This is a genomic window from Pseudomonas sp. AC112 (genome assembly GCF_979253545.1).
Genome location: NZ_CEEDCM010000001.1, coordinates 651,235 through 668,850 on the forward strand (window position 1 = coordinate 651,235; position 17,616 = coordinate 668,850).

The 17,616-nt window shown below is 59.7% G+C and carries 20 protein-coding genes, 1 tRNA gene and 1 pseudogene; 13 read left to right on the forward strand and 9 right to left on the reverse strand.

Annotation, left to right across the window (positions count from 1 at the left end; translation table 11 throughout):
• Window positions 1–84: 84 nt before the first annotated feature.
• Both AC0IYN_RS03160 and ung read right to left on the reverse strand, forming a co-directional pair.
• The gene (locus AC0IYN_RS03160; RefSeq protein WP_457239079.1) at window positions 85–2,136 is read right to left on the reverse strand and encodes a hypothetical protein; all 2,052 of its coding nucleotides are present in this window, start codon (window positions 2,134–2,136) and stop codon (window positions 85–87) included.
• A gap of 218 nt (window positions 2,137–2,354) precedes the next feature.
• Window positions 2,355–3,047 carry a uracil-DNA glycosylase gene (ung, locus tag AC0IYN_RS03165; protein WP_471840509.1) on the reverse strand — a complete coding sequence of 231 codons (693 nt, stop codon included), beginning with the start codon at window positions 3,045–3,047 and terminating at the stop codon, window positions 2,355–2,357.
• Between the two features lie 136 nt (window positions 3,048–3,183).
• Between ung and AC0IYN_RS03170 the strand changes: the two genes are divergently transcribed.
• On the forward strand, window positions 3,184–4,296 hold the full coding sequence (locus tag AC0IYN_RS03170; protein ID WP_457239078.1) for an enoyl-CoA hydratase/isomerase family protein: 1,113 nt from the start codon (window positions 3,184–3,186) through the stop codon (window positions 4,294–4,296).
• A gap of 53 nt (window positions 4,297–4,349) precedes the next feature.
• Here the strand turns inward: AC0IYN_RS03170 and AC0IYN_RS03175 are convergent, their stop codons facing one another.
• Complete coding sequence (locus AC0IYN_RS03175) at window positions 4,350–4,715, reverse strand: hypothetical protein (RefSeq protein ID WP_078047330.1); 366 nt, start codon at window positions 4,713–4,715, stop codon at window positions 4,350–4,352.
• Between the two features lie 261 nt (window positions 4,716–4,976).
• Here AC0IYN_RS03175 and AC0IYN_RS03180 point away from each other — a divergent pair, with 261 nt between their 5' ends.
• The 7 genes from AC0IYN_RS03180 to AC0IYN_RS03210 all read left to right on the forward strand — a co-directional run bounded on the left by AC0IYN_RS03180 (window position 4,977) and on the right by AC0IYN_RS03210 (window position 10,064).
• Entirely contained in the window at window positions 4,977–6,599 is a 1,623-nt protein-coding gene (locus tag AC0IYN_RS03180) for a methyl-accepting chemotaxis protein (protein ID WP_406598094.1), read from the forward strand.
• Window positions 6,600–6,684: 85 nt separating this feature from the next.
• Window positions 6,685–6,897 carry a cysteine-rich CWC family protein gene (locus AC0IYN_RS03185; RefSeq protein ID WP_457248061.1) on the forward strand — a complete coding sequence of 71 codons (213 nt, stop codon included), beginning with the start codon at window positions 6,685–6,687 and terminating at the stop codon, window positions 6,895–6,897.
• Window positions 6,897–7,589 (forward strand): pseudouridine synthase, encoded by a 693-nt coding sequence (locus AC0IYN_RS03190; protein WP_457239076.1) that lies wholly within the window; start codon window positions 6,897–6,899, stop codon window positions 7,587–7,589. Before AC0IYN_RS03185 ends, AC0IYN_RS03190 begins: the two co-directional genes overlap by 1 nt.
• Before the next feature lie 304 nt (window positions 7,590–7,893).
• Window positions 7,894–8,778, forward strand: coding sequence for an alpha/beta fold hydrolase (locus AC0IYN_RS03195; RefSeq protein ID WP_406598091.1), 885 nt, complete (start codon window positions 7,894–7,896; stop codon window positions 8,776–8,778).
• A 167-nt stretch (window positions 8,779–8,945) separates the two neighbouring features.
• Window positions 8,946–9,019, forward strand: a tRNA-Gly gene (locus tag AC0IYN_RS03200).
• A gap of 191 nt (window positions 9,020–9,210) precedes the next feature.
• A complete protein-coding gene (locus AC0IYN_RS03205; RefSeq protein WP_406598090.1) occupies window positions 9,211–9,735 on the forward strand; it encodes a DUF3833 domain-containing protein in 525 nt (174 codons plus the stop codon).
• A gap of 23 nt (window positions 9,736–9,758) precedes the next feature.
• Window positions 9,759–10,064: a DUF6482 family protein gene (locus AC0IYN_RS03210; protein WP_406598089.1), complete on the forward strand. Its 306-nt coding sequence runs from the start codon at window positions 9,759–9,761 to the stop codon at window positions 10,062–10,064.
• 78 nt (window positions 10,065–10,142) lie between these two features.
• Here AC0IYN_RS03210 and AC0IYN_RS03215 read toward each other — a convergent pair whose 3' ends face one another.
• Entirely contained in the window at window positions 10,143–10,346 is a 204-nt protein-coding gene (locus AC0IYN_RS03215; RefSeq protein WP_471844740.1) for a DUF6124 family protein, read from the reverse strand.
• A gap of 38 nt (window positions 10,347–10,384) precedes the next feature.
• Here AC0IYN_RS03215 and AC0IYN_RS03220 point away from each other — a divergent pair, with 38 nt between their 5' ends.
• Window positions 10,385–10,693 (forward strand): addiction module antidote protein, encoded by a 309-nt coding sequence (locus AC0IYN_RS03220; RefSeq protein ID WP_406598087.1) that lies wholly within the window; start codon window positions 10,385–10,387, stop codon window positions 10,691–10,693.
• Here the strand turns inward: AC0IYN_RS03220 and AC0IYN_RS03225 are convergent.
• Complete coding sequence (locus AC0IYN_RS03225) at window positions 10,686–11,852, reverse strand: MFS transporter (RefSeq protein ID WP_471840513.1); 1,167 nt, start codon at window positions 11,850–11,852, stop codon at window positions 10,686–10,688. The genes AC0IYN_RS03220 and AC0IYN_RS03225 overlap by 8 nt on opposite strands.
• Window positions 11,849–13,012 (reverse strand): MFS transporter, encoded by a 1,164-nt coding sequence (locus tag AC0IYN_RS03230; RefSeq protein WP_457267543.1) that lies wholly within the window; start codon window positions 13,010–13,012, stop codon window positions 11,849–11,851. Before AC0IYN_RS03230 ends, AC0IYN_RS03225 begins: the two co-directional genes overlap by 4 nt.
• Before the next feature lie 95 nt (window positions 13,013–13,107).
• Here AC0IYN_RS03230 and AC0IYN_RS03235 point away from each other — a divergent pair, with 95 nt between their 5' ends.
• The 4 genes and pseudogenes from AC0IYN_RS03235 to AC0IYN_RS03250 all read left to right on the forward strand — a co-directional run bounded on the left by AC0IYN_RS03235 (window position 13,108) and on the right by AC0IYN_RS03250 (window position 15,793).
• Complete coding sequence (locus AC0IYN_RS03235; RefSeq protein WP_471840514.1) at window positions 13,108–14,001, forward strand: LysR family transcriptional regulator; 894 nt, start codon at window positions 13,108–13,110, stop codon at window positions 13,999–14,001.
• An 8-nt stretch (window positions 14,002–14,009) separates the two neighbouring features.
• Window positions 14,010–14,260 (forward strand): annotated as a pseudogene (locus tag AC0IYN_RS03240) (type II toxin-antitoxin system HicB family antitoxin); the annotation flags it as partial.
• Window positions 14,261–14,753: 493 nt separating this feature from the next.
• Complete coding sequence (locus AC0IYN_RS03245) at window positions 14,754–15,254, forward strand: methylated-DNA--[protein]-cysteine S-methyltransferase (RefSeq protein ID WP_406598083.1); 501 nt, start codon at window positions 14,754–14,756, stop codon at window positions 15,252–15,254.
• 113 nt (window positions 15,255–15,367) lie between these two features.
• On the forward strand, window positions 15,368–15,793 hold the full coding sequence (locus AC0IYN_RS03250) for a low affinity iron permease family protein (RefSeq protein ID WP_406598082.1): 426 nt from the start codon (window positions 15,368–15,370) through the stop codon (window positions 15,791–15,793).
• A 54-nt stretch (window positions 15,794–15,847) separates the two neighbouring features.
• Here the strand turns inward: AC0IYN_RS03250 and AC0IYN_RS03255 are convergent, their stop codons facing one another.
• The 3 genes from AC0IYN_RS03255 to fos all read right to left on the reverse strand — a co-directional run bounded on the left by AC0IYN_RS03255 (window position 15,848) and on the right by fos (window position 17,602).
• Window positions 15,848–16,375 (reverse strand): DUF4142 domain-containing protein, encoded by a 528-nt coding sequence (locus AC0IYN_RS03255; protein WP_005785958.1) that lies wholly within the window; start codon window positions 16,373–16,375, stop codon window positions 15,848–15,850.
• A 119-nt stretch (window positions 16,376–16,494) separates the two neighbouring features.
• A complete protein-coding gene (locus AC0IYN_RS03260; RefSeq protein ID WP_406598081.1) occupies window positions 16,495–17,136 on the reverse strand; it encodes a LysE family translocator in 642 nt (213 codons plus the stop codon).
• A gap of 55 nt (window positions 17,137–17,191) precedes the next feature.
• Window positions 17,192–17,602: a fosfomycin resistance glutathione transferase gene (gene fos / locus AC0IYN_RS03265; protein WP_123476418.1), complete on the reverse strand. Its 411-nt coding sequence runs from the start codon at window positions 17,600–17,602 to the stop codon at window positions 17,192–17,194.
• Window positions 17,603–17,616: the final 14 nt, after the last annotated feature.

Below are 17,616 nucleotides of genomic sequence, written 5' to 3' on the forward strand. Positions count from 1 at the left end.
AGTTTTCGATCACCCGTAACTGTCAAACTTGACAGGTGCCGAGCGTTTGAATCGCGCACGGGTGTAACGCCCGTGCGCGCGGCTTCATTCATCCGAAAGGCAAGGCGGCAGGCCAGCAGGACGGATCAACGTAATGGCCACCAACCTGCGAGGAGACCACCCCATTCCGCCCCCTGCGGGTTTCATCACCCGGTACTGTGCTATGGCTGAACCATGTCGAGGATTTGTTTGCCCGGTAGGTGGTTTCACCAACCCTGGATGCAGGATGTAGGGGTCGAAGGGAACCCTGAACTCATAACCATCCCGAGCCTCTGCGGGACTCAACGTATGGGAAAATGTGTTAATCGTTTCGGGCATGACGCCACTCGGATGACCGTTGGGGTTTGCGTAACTGGCCCACTCGAGAACCAATTCGTCACCGCCTTCCAGCAAACTAGCGTCCCCCGGAATGAGGACGCCTACACCGTTAACCCAAGGCCTCAATGGGCAACTGATAAACCCTGCACCAGGCCCCGGTCCATAGGTGACGCCAACGTACTCCAGGTCCTGTAACCCGACGATGGGCACAATGTTGACAGTCACCGAGGTGTCCTCGGCACGCTGGCGGTTCACGCCGTTAAAGGTCCAATAGAAGAACGCGAAGATGCCGCCGTTACCAACAATGGGTGCCAAATCAGCCCAGTCGACAAAAAACTCGATCTCCTGCCCGGCGACGTCGTTGAGCTGCACGGTATAGGTGGCCAACGGTACCGGATGGTTACCTACCATCAGCTCCAAGGTTTCGTTGGCATTAGGCTCGTCGAACAACAAGGTCACGACCCGAACAGGGAGGCCCACATCATTGAGGGTCAGCAGGTTATCAGCGTCTCGCCCCTTGACGGTGACTGTCTCCAGCAAGCGGTTGATTGGGTCCGGATTGCCTGGGCTGACTGGGCCGGCAACCGTCAAGTCGACAGGGACAAACCGAGGTTGGGAGGGCCTGGGCGTCGCCGATCCTCGCTCCCATGTATAACCCGCCCGAATCGTCCCCGGTGTCACCTCAAAACCACCTGTAGCGAGGTCCGAATACGGGATTGGCACGCAGATGGGCCAAGCCTGAATAGCCGCAATCTCAATTTCAGGCAGAGGAATAAAGTTCCAGAGAGGACGCAGAATGTCCCCCGGCGCAGAGCCGAATATTTCAGGAATATTCATGAACACACCATCGGGCTCGCGGGCATCGCTTAGTGTGATACGTCCGTCGTTCAACTGAGGCAGATCGACCGGGCGCAGCTCAATAGGTGTTACTGCCAAATTGATATACAACACACTGGTAAATGACGGACCCGATTCGCGACCTGCCCGGTCTCGCAGCCAGTAGTGTGCGTTGTACTCTCGATTGGACGCCAGACTACGCAGGACGTCCCCGGGGAAAATCACCTCAACGGGCGCTCCATCTTTGTGTGCTTGGGTGATGGGGGTTGTGGCAACAATATCCTGTTGCCGTGGATGCCTGCGCAAGGGCCGACGCAAAGGCAAAAGAGCCAGGTAGGCTTCAACAACATCGCCTAATCGCATGTCCAGCCAGGCAGGCGTAGTAGTGGAAACGACGGTGCCCACCACCTGGTCGTTATTGGCGGGGTCATTCAGGTAATCATCAGTGACGCCATCTTGTTCAATTTCAGGTGGAAATCGCAGCCGTGGACCACGCTGCCCCTGATTGGGCCCGACCTTGTCGCTGTCCAGCACGGTTACAAAAGACAGCTCGCCGGGGTTCCCACTGCTTTCCCTAAGCAACACTTCATAGTGCAAGTTATGCAAGCCAGCGGCATCCATCAGTTGGGGCGGTACCACCGCGTCAACGAGAGGTAAGTCGGTGGCATCGTAAGGTGCCTCCACCCGCTTGGTGTCAAACGGTACGCCATCCCAGTACCAGACAACGGCAGTTATGTCGCCAGGGAACAGAGCGCCAGTCCCCCCCCACAGGGTGGGTACCTGGACTGGCAACCCCGTACTTTGAAAGGTCACCGGGATCTTGAAACCAACATCGTCATCCCACAGGGGCAACGCATCCGGCGCCACCGGGGCATCTGCTTCAAGAACCCCAGGAGCCCTGGCTCGAGCGACCATTGGAGTCGTTACAGTGGGTCTAGTCATATCTAATCTCCTTGGTAATCAGCAGTAAGCCGCCGTCGACCAAGAGCTGGTAGGCACCAGCCCCAACGGCCGAGAAGAGTAGTTAATGCGCTTGAACTGACCATGAATACTGTCAGAACTAACAGGTACCCCTGCGTTCTGAAGCGTTCAAAAAAGTGAAGCCCGTGTCGAAACAAGGAGTAGACGCGGTTCAGGCGGCATTGCACCGCCCTTTTCAATCAGACCGGCGGTAACCGCCACTCGATCGGCGTCTCGCCATTCTGCTCAAGAAACTTGTTGGTCCGGCTGAAATGCCCGCAACCCAAAAACCCGCGATACGCCGACAACGGCGACGGGTGCACCGACGTCAGCACCAGGTGCTTGGTCGCGTCGATCAGCTTCTGCTTGCCCTGGGCATGGGCGCCCCACAGCAAAAACACCAGGTGCGGCTGATGTTCGCTGACCACTTCGATAATCCGATCCGTAAAGAACTGCCAGCCCTTGCCCGCATGGGCGTTCGCGTTGGCGCGCTCGACGGTCATGGTGGTGTTGAGCATCAGCACGCCCTGGTCGGCCCAGCTTTGCAGGTAGCCGTGGTTGGGGATGTCGATGTTCAGGTCGCGCTTGAGCTCTTTGTAGATGTTGACCAGCGACGGCGGCGCCGGCACGCCCGGCTGCACCGAGAAGCACAGGCCGTGGGCCTGGCTGGGGCCGTGGTACGGGTCTTGGCCGAGGATGACCACCTTGACCTTGTCCAGCGGTGTGGAGTTGAGTGCGTTGAAAATCAGCGGGCCAGGCGGGTAGATCTCTTTCCCGGCGGCATGTTCCTGGCGCAGGAATTCGCGCAACTGGGACATGTACGGCAGCTCGAACTGATCCCGCAGGGCGTGTTTCCAGCTGGGTTCGAGTTTGATACGGTCGTCTTCGGTCATGGTTGAATGGTCTTGTCAAAAAGAATGAGGCGAACCCTAGGAAAGCCGACCCCGCTTGTCAATTGATCTGACACACCACCCGCACTTTCCTGCGAAGCGATCATACTCATCCTTCAACGTATCGAATGAGGTCACGATGAACCTGCACTTCGAAGAGCTGACCGGCAGCGACGGTGCCCGCATCGGCATCGCCAGCCTCGACGCTGAAAAATCCCTCAATGCCCTTTCCTTGCCGATGATCCTCGCCCTGGGCGACCGCCTGGACACCTGGGCCAAGGACCCGAACATCGTTTGTGTACTGCTGCGCGGCAACGGCTCCAAGGCGTTTTGCGCCGGGGGTGAAGTGCGCAGCCTGGCGCAGGCTTGCCGCGAACAGCCAGGTGTCGTGCCGTCGCTGGCTGCGCAGTTCTTTGCGGCGGAATACCGCCTGGATTATCGCCTGCACACGTACCCTAAACCGCTGATCTGCTGGGGTCACGGCTACGTGCTGGGCGGCGGCATGGGCCTGTTGCAAAGTGCCGCCGTGCGCATCGTTACACCGAGCAGCCGGTTGGCCATGCCAGAGATCAGCATCGGCCTGTACCCGGACGTCGGTGCCAGCTGGTTCCTGTCACGCCTGCCGGGCAAGCTCGGGTTGTTCCTGGGCCTCACAGGCGCCCATATCAATGGCCGCGACGCTTTGGACCTGGGCCTGGCCGACCGCTTCCTGCGCGACGACCAGCAAGACGAACTGCTCGACGGCCTGCTGCAACTGAACTGGCAGGAACAGACCTCGATGCAGCTCAACAGTCTTCTCAAGGCGTTGGCCCAGGAAGCCGTCGAGCAACAACCGGAGGCACAATGGCTGCCACGCCGGGCGCAGATCGACGAATGGCTGGATGTGGGCGATGTGCGGTGTGCCTGGCGGGCGTTGAGCCAACTAAGCGAACACGCCGACCCGCTGTTCAGCCGGGCCGGCAAGATGCTCAGCGAAGGCTGCCCATTGACCGCGCACCTGGTGTGGGAGCAGATCCAGCGTGGCCGGCATCTGTCACTGGCGCAGGTGTTCCAGATGGAATACACCCTGAGCCTCAATTGCTGCCGTCACCCCGAATTCAGCGAAGGCGTGCGTGCGCGGCTGATCGACAAGGACCAGGCGCCGCATTGGCATTGGCCGGATATCAACGCGATTCCGGAGGCGGTGGTGCAGGCGCATTTCAATAAGGCGTGGGAAGGTCGCCACCCCTTGGCCGACCTGTCCGATTACTAAACAGTTGCCCATAAAAAAGCGGCGCTTCATGCGCCGCTTGCAATGCAGACCTGTCAACGGTGACCGCCCCGGCCACCCCCATGGTCGGAACCGCGACCGTGCCCACCATTTCCCCAACGGTCGCCGCCACCCCACCCCTGGTTCGGGTAAGGCCGGTAACCTGCGCGCGGTCCGTAGTAACGCGGTGCCGGCTGGTAATAACGCGGCGCCGAATAGTAGCGCGGTTGTGGCGCGTAGTAGCGCGGTGCGGGGTAGTAGTCACGTCGATACGGATACGCCGTGCCACCGCCGTAGTAGTACACCGGCGCCGGTGAGGTGTAGACCTCGGATCGATAGTAGCTCTGGCCTCCATCGTAATAAGGCACACAAGCAGAAAGGGTCAGACCGAGTAAAGCGCTGAGCAGCAGTCGTCGATACATGGCGGCCTCCTGGACCGCGAAAGAGCACCTCCAGCGACGCGGGAGGGCGGCATTCAGCTTTCACTGAATGACGAAATATCTGACATCAAAAACGGAATCTGGTGCGTTTTCGCAACAGCTTGATACATCTGCGCCAGCTTTATCGGTTCAGTAAATTTGTCTGGCTCGCAACTTTCTCAATTGCGATGATGTCACTATGACATCGCACCGTGCCAGGGAGGCTCTAGCGTGCGCCTTCGCTACCCTGTCCGGACCTGACCCATGAAAATCTCAACCAAACTGCTGCTCTCGTTTCTACTGTGTGCGCTGGTCACCCTGGCGGTGGGCCTGCTGGGAATCAAAGGGGTGGTTCGCCTCTCCACGGCATTGGAACTGACGTTTTCCAACAACCTGGTTTCGGTGAGCAACACGGCCGCTACGCTCAACGGCCTGGTGGCCCACAACCGCGGCCTGTACCGCTTGATGGATGCCAGCAGAGGCGACGTTTCCCCGCAGGACCGCGACCGCGTGCGCCAGGACATCGCCCAGGAACTCAAGCGTAGCCAAGCGTCCTACGCCACTTACCGCGCAACGCCGCTGGAAGATGACGAACGGGCAGCGGGAGACAAACTTGACCTGATCTGGCCCAGCTACATCAGCAACTCTGAACGCATCATGGCACTGCTCGACGGTGGCCAAGTCGACCAGGCCCGGGCCCAGCTCAATACCAGCAACAATGAACTGTTCCGCCAGGCGCGTGAGCTGATCCGCGTAATGATCGAGTCCAATAACCGCCAGATCAAGGAAGGCGCGGTCGCAGCCGATGAACTGCGCAACAGTGCATTGACGTGGATGATCGGCGGCATTGTGCTGGCGTTCCTCATTGCGATCATCATCGGTGTGTTGATCACCCGCCTGATCACCCGCCCTATCGCTCAAGCCGTGCAGAGCGCACAACGCATTGCCCAGGGCGACCTGACCCAGGCCATCATCACCGAGCGCACCGATGAAGCCGGGCAACTGCTGATGGCGCTGTCGGACATGCAAGGCGGCCTGAAAAGTACCCTCGTGGAAATCGCCAACGCGTCCGACCAGCTTGCATCGGCGGCCGAGGAACTGAGTGCCGTCACCGATGAAAGCAGCCGCGGCCTGACCCGCCAGAACGATGAAATCCAACAAGCAGCCACCGCCGTCAACCAGATGACCGCCGCCGTGGACGAAGTGGCCAGCAACGCTGTCTCGACCTCTGAAGCCTCGCGCCAGGCCACCACCGAGGCCGAAGATGGCCGCCAGCAAGTGGAACAGGCGGTGTCCGGCATGAGTTCGATGGTGGTCGAGATTAACGACTCCACACAATCGGTTGCAGACCTTGCCGGCCAGGTGCGAGAGATCGGCAAGGTGATCGATGTGATCCGCGGCATTGCTGACCAGACCAACTTGCTGGCCCTCAACGCCGCCATTGAAGCCGCCCGCGCGGGCGAGCAAGGGCGTGGGTTTGCGGTGGTCGCCGATGAAGTGCGGGCGCTGGCTCACCGCACCCAGACGTCCACGGTGGACATTGAAAAGATGATTGGTGAAGTACAGACCGGCGCCGACGATGCGGTCGCGGCAATGAACAAGAGCCTGACCTGGGCCAACAATACCCAGGCCCTGGCGCAGAACGCCGGCGAAGCGTTGCAACGGATCACGGCCAGTGTGGCGAAAATCAATGAGCGCAACCTGGTGATCGCCTCGGCCTCGGAGGAACAGGCCCAGGTGGCCCGCGAGGTGGATCGCAACCTGTTGAATATTCAGGACCTGTCTACCCAGACGGCCGCCGGAGCCCATCAGACCAACGCCTCCAGCCAGGACCTGTCGCGCCTGGCCACCTCGTTCAACGTACTGGTCAGTAAGTTCCAGCTCTAAGTAGCCTGGGCAGGGTCGGCCCTGTATCGTACGAGGCACACCGGGATACTCCGGACTATTTGCCAGATCCAGCCCGAACCTGCCCATGACCACGCCAACCCTTTGCCCCGCCTGCGGCGCCCGCAACGACTGCTCCCTGGCAGACCCACGCACGGTCGACCAGGCGTGCTGGTGCTACAGCGTCACCCTCGACCCGGCCGTGCTCCAAGCCTTGCCCGATGAATTGCGCAACAAGGCCTGCCTATGCCCGCGCTGTGCCCAGGTCGATGCGCAGTTGCGTGGGGCTGAGCCAACGTAATGCGGGTTGATCGATTCCTCAGTAACCTGCCCCGGTTCAATCGCAAGCAAGTGCGGCTGTTGCTGGTTGAGCGGCGGGTGTCGGTGGATGGCGTGGCGGTCAATGATCCCCATCACGAAGTGCGGGAATTCAGCCGCGTGTGTGTTGACGATGAAGTGCTGCAGGCGGGCAAACCGGCGCGCTACTTCATGCTGCACAAGCCCCAGGGTTGTGTGAGCGCCACGGCGGACCCGCAGCACCCGACCGTGCTGGATCTACTCGATGAGCCGGGCAAAGACGAATTGCACATTGCCGGTCGCCTGGACTTCAACACCACCGGCCTGATGCTGATCACCAACGACGGCCAATGGTCGCGTCGCCTGACACAACCGCAGACCAAACTGCCCAAGGTTTACCGGGTAGAGACCGAGCAGGACATTGGCGCGGAGTACGCCGCCACGTTTGCACAGGGCGTGTATTTCGCGTTCGAAGACCTGACCACCCAACCCGCCGAACTGGTGTTGCTGGGGCCGAGAACCGCGCGGCTGAGCATCATCGAAGGGCGCTATCACCAGGTGAAGCGCATGTTCGGGCACTTTGATAACAAGGTCATCGGCCTGCATCGCGAGCGCATGGGGCCCTTGGTGCTGGATGCCGCCCTCGCGCCCGGCCAATATAGGGCGCTGACTGACGAAGAAATCCGCCAGGTCTGATGACCGTTCAGCCGGTGATGGCAAAAAACCGCTTCACCACCTTGCGAGCTGCCCGCTCTGCTGCTTGAATCAGGATCACCCGTTCAAATATGACCGGCGAGTCGCCTATAACCTCCAAGAAACACCTTGCCCCGCCCGCGCTTGATCCACGGGCCTTCCCGGCAAACAGCCCGCCATAACAACACCCGTCGGCCAGCCGTCATTGGATCGACATGGGCCTCCTTTTCCAGGCGTATGCCTACCTGTCATAAAGCTCGTGCAGAGTGATCTGCGCGCCCTACCCGCTTGCCAGGAGTCTTACGACATGAGGCCAGAAATCGCTGTGTTGGATATACAGGGTCAGTATCGGGTTTACACGGAGTTCTATCGCGCGGACGCTGCTGCAAAGACCATCATCCTGGTCAACGGCTCCATGGCCACCACGGCATCCTTCGCCCAAACCGTGAAAAGCCTGTACCCGCAATTCAATGTGGTTTTGTACGATCAGCCCTACGCCGGCCGCTCCAAAATCCACAACCGCCATGAGCAGATGCTGACGAAGGAAGTCGAAGGCCAGATCCTGCTGGAGCTTATCGACCACTTCGCCGCCGAGCACGTGCTGTCCTTTTCCTGGGGCGGTGCCGCTGCCCTGGTCGCCCTTGCCCACCGCCCTCGTCGCGTGGAAAAGGCCGTGATCAGTTCGTTCTCGCCGGTGATCAACGCACCGATGCGCGACTACCTGGAACGCGGCGTCGACTACCTCGGCAACCTCGACCGCGACCGCGTCGGCCACCTCGTCAACAGCACCATCGGCAAACACCTGCCGTCGCTGTTCAAGCGCTTCAACTATAAACACGTGAGCAGCCTGGCCGAGCATGAGTATGGGCAGATGCACTTTCACATCAGCCATGTGCTCAACAGTGATCGCTTGTGCTACCTCAAGGCCGCCAAGCAGATCGACATTCCGGTGTTGTTTCTCAACGGTGAATGGGACGAATACACCAGCGCCCAGGACGCCAAGCTGTTTGGCCAGCATGTGGCCAACAGCAGCTTCAGTACGATTCAGGCGACGGGGCATTTCCTGGACATGGAGCACAAGGCGGCGTGCCGGGACAGCCGGGATGCGGTGGTGGGCTTCTTGAAACCACAGCGGCAGGTCAGCCGGTTGCGCTATCACCAGGGCCAGGCGCAGCATGCCTTCGCCATTTGAATGCTTGTGTGGGAGCGGGCTTGCCTGCGATGGCTCTCGGGGTATCAGGTAAACCGAGGCGATGCCATCGCAGGCAAGCCCGCTCCTACAAAGGCACACAACCCACACATTTTTGAAGAAAAACTTCAAATCCCGACGAACATCTGGTACAAAGTCAGCCGCTCTGAGCGGGTATAGTTTAATGGTAGAACAGTAGCTTCCCAAGCTTCCGACGAGGGTTCGATTCCCTCTACCCGCTCCACTCAAATTCGCGTTCTGTGTCAGGTTGTTTTTGACGGGGAATGCATAAAAAAACCGGTCCTTTGAGGCCGGTTTTTTTATGGCTGCGATTTGAGACGCTGATCATTCGCCTCGCCCACACCTATACAAATTAATATTTTTGTACAAGTATCACTTCAGAAGAATACTTACGCATGTTCACGGAGCCGAGCAATGACACGTCTACTGGTTTCATTGTTGCTGGTATTGAGCTTGAGCAATTGCGCCAACGTAGGCGTCGAGCACTACGCCGACCAGCAGCCGCAGTTGGACCTGGAGCGGTTCTTCAGCAAGCCCGTCAAGGCCTGGGGGATTTTCCAGAAGCGCTCGGGCGAAGTGGCCAAGCGCTTTGAAGTGAACATCGCCAGCCGACGCGAGGGTAATGCCTTGATTCTCGACGAACGCTTCCTGTACAGCGACGGCACGCGTCAACAACGTGTGTGGACGCTGACACCGGATGGCCCGGGGCGCTGGAAGGGCCGGGCGGGTGATGTGGTTGGTGAGGCCATTGGCGAAGTGGCGGGTAACGCACTGCGTTGGCGCTACCGGCTCAACCTGCCCGTGGACGGTTCCGTCTATGAGGTGAGCTTTGATGACTGGATGTACCTGATGGACGAAGACACCCTGATCAACCGCTCCAGCATGACCAAGTTCGGCGTCGAATGGGGCCAGGTCACGTTGTTCTTTCGTCGCCAGTGAATGACCCGCAGTGAGGGTGAAACATGAACCTGCAAATGCTGACTGAGTTGGCCATGAACAGTGAAGTTCGCGAGCTGGAGTTACTGTCGCTGGAAGGTGGCTTCTATATCGCGCGCATCAGGCTGGATAACGTTGAGATGACACTGCAGGGCGATGACGCCAAGCCGCTGCGCATCGGCTCCATCACGCATTTGCGCAGCCTGTTGCAACGGGTTCCGCCCTTTCCCTGCGTACTGGTGCAGCACTGCGTGCACGATGAAATGTGCGGTGTGCGGGAAGGACCGATCGGCGCATTGCGCATTCCGTTTACGCTGGCCTCGTCCCTGTAAGATTTGGAATTTGTTGGCTCCCCTCCCCCTTGGTAGGGGCGGCCTGGGAAGGCAAGCCTATGCGGTGCGCCAAGTGACCTAGGCGGCTTGATCCACGCGGTCCTGCGCCGCTTCCACCAGCATCAGCCCCAACTCGATCATTTGCTGAATCGCAAGGGCCAGGTAGCGCTGTTGGGAAGGCAGGGTTTCAGCGAACTCATTGGTCATGGCTCCCGCGCCGGCGATGGTTTCGTGATCGTCATCTTGCTGGTAGGCGGTGACAAGTTTTCCCAGGACACTGATATCCGTAGAGCAAAAAAATTGGCAAAAGAGGTTTGATCATGAAACAAACGCTGACGACATTTGATATGACCGAACTGCTCGACAGCGACGAGGCCATCAGTGAATACCTCTCTCAGGTTCTGGCCGACGGCGACAATCAAGAATTTCTTCGCGCCATCGGCTACGTGGCTAAAGCCCGAGGAATGACAAAGATCGCTGCCGAAGCGGGCATGGGTCGTGAGAGCCTTTACAAGGCATTCGCCCCTGGCGCAAAACCTCGCTTCGAAACTGTACTCAAAGTACTCCACTCCCTCGGTATCGATCTGTTTGCGCGGGCTGGACATCCGGTCGACCGCTCGATTATTTGAGCTCGAAGCCCCGCCGCACCACCCACGCCAACGGCAACGTCACCAACAACACCCCCGCCAATACCATCACTGCCACCGACACGCCCAACGCATCCCCCACCCCGCCGAACACCACCGGCGCCAGCGCACCACCACCGATGGTGCCGGTGTAGAACACTGCAAACGCCTGCTCCCGCTTCCCCGCGCCCGCCAGATCTGGCACGGCGCCATACAACACCGAAGACGTACCGTTGAGCACCAGGCCCAATAACGGCAGCATCGCCATCAACCCGGCCAGCGGCAGATACACCGCGGCAACGATCAGCAACGCGGTGCTGGTTTCCGTCAGCCACACGGTTTTCATCATGCCGATGCGCGCCCCCAGGTAACCGCAGAGCAATTTGCCGAATGCGCCACCGATAAACAGCAACGTCAGGGCCAGGCCAATACCGGCAGTGCCCGCGCCTTTCGCTTGCAGCAGAAAGGGCAGGAAGGTGAGAAAGCCCATGCGTACGGCGCTGTCGAGGGTGCCTGTGAGAATCAAGGCGCGCAGGCCGGTGACGGAGCCACTTCCGCTGAAAGGCTTTGCGCTTTTTGTAGAGGTGGATTCGGATGCTTTTGCCGGAACCAACCACCACAGCAGCCCCGCCGCCGCCAAGCCGAGCAACCCCAGCAACGTGGCGCTGGCACGCCAGCTGATGACGGTGAGCAGCAACCCGATCAAGCCCGGAATCAGCGTTTTGCCGATATCGCCGGAAAAATTGTACTGGGACAGCGCCTGCTTGATTCCGCCACCGTCCTCGTAGGCGTCGCTGATCATCGAAGAGGCCAGCGGGTGTTGGGTGCTGGCGCCCAATCCACCTAACAGGAGTGCCAGCAGCAACATCACCAATCCAGTGGCTTGGCCCACCATTAGATAAGCCGCACCGGCAAGTGCTGTGCCGCCCACCAGCATCGATACCCTGCCCCAGCGTTTCGCGGCGCGACTGGCCATGAGTTGGAACACTGCCATCATCCCGGAATAAGCACCGCGTAACAGTCCGATCTGGGCGTAGGACAGCGCGAACTGCGCCTGCCAGATCGGCAATAGCACGTAGATAACATCGGTAAGGCCATCATGCACGGCATGGGCGCTGCAGCCGGCGATCAAGGTACGGCGGCGGTTTGAGGTGTCGTTCATGGCGTCGCGATCAGTTGAGGTTTAACGGGCTTCCAGCCAGTGAGCGCGATCAACAAGGTCAACACCTGGAAGGCGATAATCAGCACCACACACCCGGCCCAGCCCCAACGCTCCCAGGCCAACGCCGGGACAATCGCACCGCAACTGCCGCCCAGGTAGTAACAGGTGAGGTACACGCCCACGGCGCCTGCTTTGTTGTCACCTGCGGTCGCGGTGGTGAACGCGTTGGCCGCCGCCTGGGCCAGGAACACGCCAGTCGAGCTGAGGGCCAGGCCTGCAACGATGCACCACAAAGAGGGCAACAGCGTCAGCGCGGAGCCGATAATACCCAGCACCGCAGCCACGCTCAGCAGTTCAGCATGTGGCCGGGCCTTGCTGAGGCGGCCGGCGATGGGGATCACGATCAGCGCCAACAGGAACACCATGTACAGCGTACCCAGCGCCGCAGGCCCCAGGCTGAACGGCGGTAATCCGAGATACAAACCTGCGTAGGTAAACGCCGCCACCTGGGAAAACAGCACGCAAAAACCTACCGCGTAGGCGGCCAATAAAGGCTTGCGAAAAACCGTCGAGAACGAAGTCTCAACCCTTACGGGTCGTGCGCGGCTGACCGGCAACAAGAACTGGATAAACCCACCCACCATCAGGCTTAGCACCGCCATCAATTCAAAGGCTTCGCGCCACCCCACGTACTCCGTCATCACACCCGTGACGAAGCGCCCGGCAAACCCACCCAGCACCGTCCCGGCGACATAAAGGCTGGTGACCTCCGTGACCGTGCCGCCACGCCAGCGGTCGCCGATGTACGCCACGCTGGTAGCGAATACCACCGGAATCAGCATGCCCTCCACAAACCGCCACACCAGCACCTCGGCAAAGCTGTCGGCATAGGCTGTCATCAACGCAGGCACCGCCAGCAACAACGCCGCAGCGCTGATCACCGTGCGTTGCTCAAAGCGCCCGGTCAGCCGGCTGACGAAAGGCGCAGTGATCGCCACCGCCAGGGTCGTCACGGTGATACTCCACCCCGCCGCCTTGGCGCTGATGTGAAACTGCGCGGCGAACGTCTGGAGAATGCTCTGGGTGGCATACAGGTTGAGAAACGCCGCGCAGCCACACAGGAACAGGGCAAGACGGGCACAATGCAGGCGCGGTTTCATGAAACCTCTCGTTTTATTTTGTGAGGTCTTTATAGAATGGCCGGCAGGTCTAAAACCAATACCGATTTCGGACCGATCGATACCCAAGGACCAGGATGCTCGACCTACGCAAGCTGCGTTACTTTCTGACGGTCGCCGAAGAATTGCACTTCGGCCGCGCGGCCATTCGCCTGCATTTGGCACAGCCGCCGCTGACGCGGCAGATCTCGGCGCTGGAGACGGAGCTGGGCTTCAAGCTGTTTGATCGCACCAGCCGTACGGTCACCCTCACCGCTCAGGGCCGATCGTTCCTGCCCTACGCACGCAGCGTGCTGGAGCAGGTGGAATTGGCGCAGGTCATCGCCGGGAAGCTGGCGGCGGGCACTGCGGGGCAACTGGCACTGGGGTATGTCAGCTCGATCGCCCTGTCGGATTTGTTCAGCCAGGCGATCCAGGAATTTGCCCAACGGTTTCCCGATGTGCAGTTGACCCTGGTGGAATGCGCCTCCGGCAGCCTGGGCGCGCAAGTTGCGGACGGGCGGCTGGATATCGGGCTAAGTCGCCTGCTGCCAAAGGGCGACGAGGTGCATGCGCTGTCCCTGGGCGAAGAGCGCTTGGTAGCCGCCGTTTCCAGCGACAGCCCGCTGGCCCGTCAACCCAGCGTCAACCTGGCGCAGCTCAGTGCCTACCCGTTGATTTTATTCCCAGCCGATTATGGCTCGGGGCTCAACCAGTCCATCGAACAGCTTTACCGCCACCACGGCCAGCCATTACGCCCAGGCCCGACCGGGCGGCAGATCACATCGATCATTGCGCTGGTGGCGGCCGGGCAAGGGGTGGCGTTGGTGCCGGCGTGCACGCAGAGTTTGATGAATAAAGGTGTGACTTACCGGCCGTTGGTGGAGGGGGATGCGTGTGCGCAATTGTTGGTGCTGACCCGGACTGAAACAAAAAGTGTGCTAGTTGATGAGTTTATCGCCGTCATTGCACAGACGATACATATTCGGTAACGCCTTCGCAGATCCTCGCAGAAGACGGTGCGCCGATTCCCAGTGCGCAAAAGGTCACCCTGCATGCCGCCAATCCTCAGTACGCAGGCTGGACATCGATGTCACCAAGTCCCCGGGCAAGGCGCAGAAGCTCAACATCACATTGCCCGGTTATCTGCTCAATCGTATCGATGAATAGGTACTGCACCACCCGGAAGAAAAAAGCCGTTCGGGGTTTCTGGCGTCGGCAGCGCTGAAAGTGCTTCAGCTGGAACATTGATTAAGCCCATCCCTACAGGGATAAGAAAATTCGCCTATCACTATGGGAAACCCCTTACCCAGAAACAGGACAACTTAGAATGCTCCCGCGCGGACAAAAAACGCCGAGGCCGATCTTTAGAAAAGTCGTGGGGCTGGTGCTGATCATTCCACTGCTGGCCTCGCTGATGCCCTTGCCCCCCCTAGGTCTCGGAGGCCTTGGATCGATAGCGACCGTTGCCGGGTCTATCTATGGCGCGTGGTACGCGAGGCAGCATGCCAGTCGAGGTCTGACAATCGTCGCAGCCATCATTGCTCTGCTCAATGTCGGCTCACTGGTCGCATTGTCGACGCCCTCGATAGCCTGGTTTATCTTCCAGGTCTCCTGGGTCTATGGGTCGGGCAATTGGATTCACTGGCGTTTTTAGCCACGTGGAATTCCATCGCAAGAAACAGGGTTCCCCCACGGTTTACAACACGGATAGTGACGCCATACAGCGTCAAGGATCAGGCCCATGCCCTACGAATACAAACTCATTCCCTCCCCCGTCGGCCAACTCACCCTGGTGGCGCGCAACGGCAAACTCGGCGCCATCCTCTGGGAAACCGAGCGCGCCAACCGTGTGCGTTTGGGGGAATTGCGCGAGGCCAATGACAGCGCGGTGCTGCTGGAAACCGAACGCCAGTTGCAGGAATACTTCGCGGGTACGCGCAACCAGTTCGAGCTGGAGTTGGACTTTTCCGGCACCGATTTCCAGAAGCGGGTCTGGCAGGCACTGCTGACGATTCCTTTCGGCGAGACCCGAAGTTACAGCCAGATCGCACAGCAGATCGGCAACCCGAAAGCCGTGCGCGCGGTGGGGGCCGCCAATGGGCGTAACCCGATATCGATCATTGCACCGTGCCACCGGGTAATCGGCGCGTCGGGCGGGTTGACCGGGTTTGCCGGGGGGCTGGAAGCCAAGCAGTATTTGCTCGCGCTGGAGGGCACTGGCCAAGCGGAGCTGGCCTTCTGAGGTAGCTGACGACAAAAACGTACAACTTTGTTCACCCAGCCAAATGTAAAAAGAAATTTCAAAGATTCCCTGCGGTCCATTATTTCATCACCTCTTCCAAAGGAACAACGGTCATGAAATTCTCCGCAGTCTCCCAATCCCTGTCCCGTTGGGCGGGCAGCCCACGCACGTTCTACGCGGCGGTGGCGTTGATCCTGGCATGGAGCCTGAGCGGGCCGTATTTCCACTACAACGACACCTGGCAGCTGATCATCAATACCTCGACCACCATCATCACCTTCCTGATGGTGTTCCTGATCCAGAACACGCAGAACCGCGACAACGACATCCTGCATATCAAGATCGATGAGCTGCTGCGCGTGTCCAAGGATGCACAGAATGCCGTGCTGAGCCTGGACGGGCTCGACCGTAAAGAACTCGAGAAACTGCGCAAGGAATACCGCAGCATCGGTGCGGCAGGTAGCGTCAGCCTCAACAGCAGTTGCGGCGAGCACGCCGACGATGCCGCGCAGATCAAGACCGATTTGAACCAGGCATAAAAAAACGGCGGTTGGAGAAGCGCCAACCGCCGTTTTTCAGTTCAGGTGACAGGCTCAACCGTCGCCTTGATGACCCTTGCCATAGGTCGATGCCAATGCACGGGCTTTTTGCAGACGCTCTTCCAACTTGGGCAGCGTCTCATCCACCAGGGCTTTTATTTCTGGCACATCCGACGCTGCACCTTCCTTTTTGAACAGGGCGATAGCGTCTTCGTTTTCCTTAACTTGTTGCGCCGTGTAGGCCGCATCAAAGGAGTCGCCGTCCTTGAGTTCGGGCATCAGGGTTTCGGCTTTGTCGACGATCTTTTCGCGCGGCGCGACGGGCAAGTCGAGCTTCTTGGCGATGGCCGCCAGATGCTGGTTGGCCAGGGTGCGCTCGTTGATCACCTCAATGGTGTAGTCCTTGATTTCCTGGGACGAGGTCTTGGCGTGGGCCATGCGACTGGTTTCGATATCGGCCATGCCTTTGGCCGAAGCCTGCTCGATGAATTCAGCAGGCGACTGGGCGAAAGCATTGCTGGCGCCGAGGCCCAGCAGCATCGCGAAACTGGCGGTGCGTAACCGGATAGCCATGCGGCTCATGATGGGTTCCTCCAGGGTAAAAATAGGTGCGGGGGAACACACCCCGCCCTCAATTCGAATTTTCAGGGCGGCAAAGGTTTAGAAAAAACTCGCCAGTGCGACGAACGGTCATCATCAAATCAGGCGGGTTTGCTGCCAAACAAGCCTGGTAATGCATGCGCTAGAGCATTGATGGCGAAACCGATAAACATCACGCCGCAGAGTCTGGTGATCAGGATTTCATGGCGTTGATACACCGTACGCACCCGCTGGGCGCCGACCACACCGATCAGGATCGCATAGGCGAGCAGCCCGCCGACAAAGCTCAGGAAGATCAACGACGGCAGCATCGACCAGGTCAGCAACTCGGCACGGCTGGACAGCAACGCCGTGAATGTCGCCACCGCCACTGGGTACGCCTTGGGGTTGGTCAGGCCGAACACGATGCCATGCCAGAACGGATGCCGTGCTGCCCCTTGAGGCGCATCGCTGCTGCGGCGCTGGGTTCGGATCGCGCGCCAGCCAAGCCAGAACAAATACAGGCCACTGAGCACACCAAGCACATCAAACGCACTGCTGCCCACTTCCCGCGCCCCAACGATGGCGATCAGCGCTGTCGAGCACCACACCACATCTCCCAGCAGGTGCCCGCACAGGAACCCTGCGCCGGCACGCCGGCCACGGGCGGCGCCGATGCCGAACACGGCCAACACCCCCGGCCCCGGCGTAATACCGTAGATAAAACCTGAAGCAAGCACGGCGAACAGCAAGGATGGGGTCATGGGCGAGACTCAGACAGGGGGGTTGAACAGTGACGGGATTCTGCACGTTCCCGTGCTACGGGTAAAACTTCATTCCCGCATAAGGCTTGGCGCGACACGCTTGCAACCGCGAGGCCAGGTCGCCGACATGGGCTTCGAGCTTGTGGCCGTCCGGGTCGAGAAAATAGAACGAGGCACCTTCACTGCGGTTGTCGCGCCACTCCTGCACATCCTCCGCGCGCAGGCGTGCCACCAGTGCGCTGAAATCATCTGCAGCCACTGTGAACGCGTAATGGGTGTAGTCGGCCGCCGGCTGCGCAGTGCGCAATGGATCGAGCGACAAACATAACCACAGGCCCGGCAGCGAGAGGTAGGCGCCGGCGTCCCAGGTAGCGTCCAGTTGAAGTTGCAACAGCTGATGATAGAAGCGGACGCTGCGATCCAAATCGGTGACAGCGAGGGTGAGGTGGTTGAAGCCAGAAAGCATGGTGTTGTTTTCCT

Bases quoted from the DNA above. Each gene is read 5' to 3' on its own strand.
- AC0IYN_RS03160 (WP_457239079.1), bottom strand. From the start codon at position 2,136: ATGACTAGACCCACTGTAACGACTCCAATGGTCGCTCGAGCCAGGGCT.
- ung (WP_471840509.1), bottom strand. From the start codon at position 3,047: ATGACCGAAGACGACCGTATCAAACTCGAACCCAGCTGGAAACACGCC.
- AC0IYN_RS03170 (WP_457239078.1), top strand. From the start codon at position 3,184: ATGAACCTGCACTTCGAAGAGCTGACCGGCAGCGACGGTGCCCGCATC.
- AC0IYN_RS03175 (WP_078047330.1), bottom strand. From the start codon at position 4,715: ATGTATCGACGACTGCTGCTCAGCGCTTTACTCGGTCTGACCCTTTCT.
- AC0IYN_RS03180 (WP_406598094.1), top strand. From the start codon at position 4,977: ATGAAAATCTCAACCAAACTGCTGCTCTCGTTTCTACTGTGTGCGCTG.
- AC0IYN_RS03185 (WP_457248061.1), top strand. From the start codon at position 6,685: ATGACCACGCCAACCCTTTGCCCCGCCTGCGGCGCCCGCAACGACTGC.
- AC0IYN_RS03190 (WP_457239076.1), top strand. From the start codon at position 6,897: ATGCGGGTTGATCGATTCCTCAGTAACCTGCCCCGGTTCAATCGCAAG.
- AC0IYN_RS03195 (WP_406598091.1), top strand. From the start codon at position 7,894: ATGAGGCCAGAAATCGCTGTGTTGGATATACAGGGTCAGTATCGGGTT.
- AC0IYN_RS03205 (WP_406598090.1), top strand. From the start codon at position 9,211: ATGACACGTCTACTGGTTTCATTGTTGCTGGTATTGAGCTTGAGCAAT.
- AC0IYN_RS03210 (WP_406598089.1), top strand. From the start codon at position 9,759: ATGAACCTGCAAATGCTGACTGAGTTGGCCATGAACAGTGAAGTTCGC.
- AC0IYN_RS03220 (WP_406598087.1), top strand. From the start codon at position 10,385: ATGAAACAAACGCTGACGACATTTGATATGACCGAACTGCTCGACAGC.
- AC0IYN_RS03225 (WP_471840513.1), bottom strand. From the start codon at position 11,852: ATGAACGACACCTCAAACCGCCGCCGTACCTTGATCGCCGGCTGCAGC.
- AC0IYN_RS03230 (WP_457267543.1), bottom strand. From the start codon at position 13,012: ATGAAACCGCGCCTGCATTGTGCCCGTCTTGCCCTGTTCCTGTGTGGC.
- AC0IYN_RS03235 (WP_471840514.1), top strand. From the start codon at position 13,108: ATGCTCGACCTACGCAAGCTGCGTTACTTTCTGACGGTCGCCGAAGAA.
- AC0IYN_RS03245 (WP_406598083.1), top strand. From the start codon at position 14,754: ATGCCCTACGAATACAAACTCATTCCCTCCCCCGTCGGCCAACTCACC.
- AC0IYN_RS03250 (WP_406598082.1), top strand. From the start codon at position 15,368: ATGAAATTCTCCGCAGTCTCCCAATCCCTGTCCCGTTGGGCGGGCAGC.
- AC0IYN_RS03255 (WP_005785958.1), bottom strand. From the start codon at position 16,375: ATGAGCCGCATGGCTATCCGGTTACGCACCGCCAGTTTCGCGATGCTG.
- AC0IYN_RS03260 (WP_406598081.1), bottom strand. From the start codon at position 17,136: ATGACCCCATCCTTGCTGTTCGCCGTGCTTGCTTCAGGTTTTATCTAC.
- fos (WP_123476418.1), bottom strand. From the start codon at position 17,602: ATGCTTTCTGGCTTCAACCACCTCACCCTCGCTGTCACCGATTTGGAT.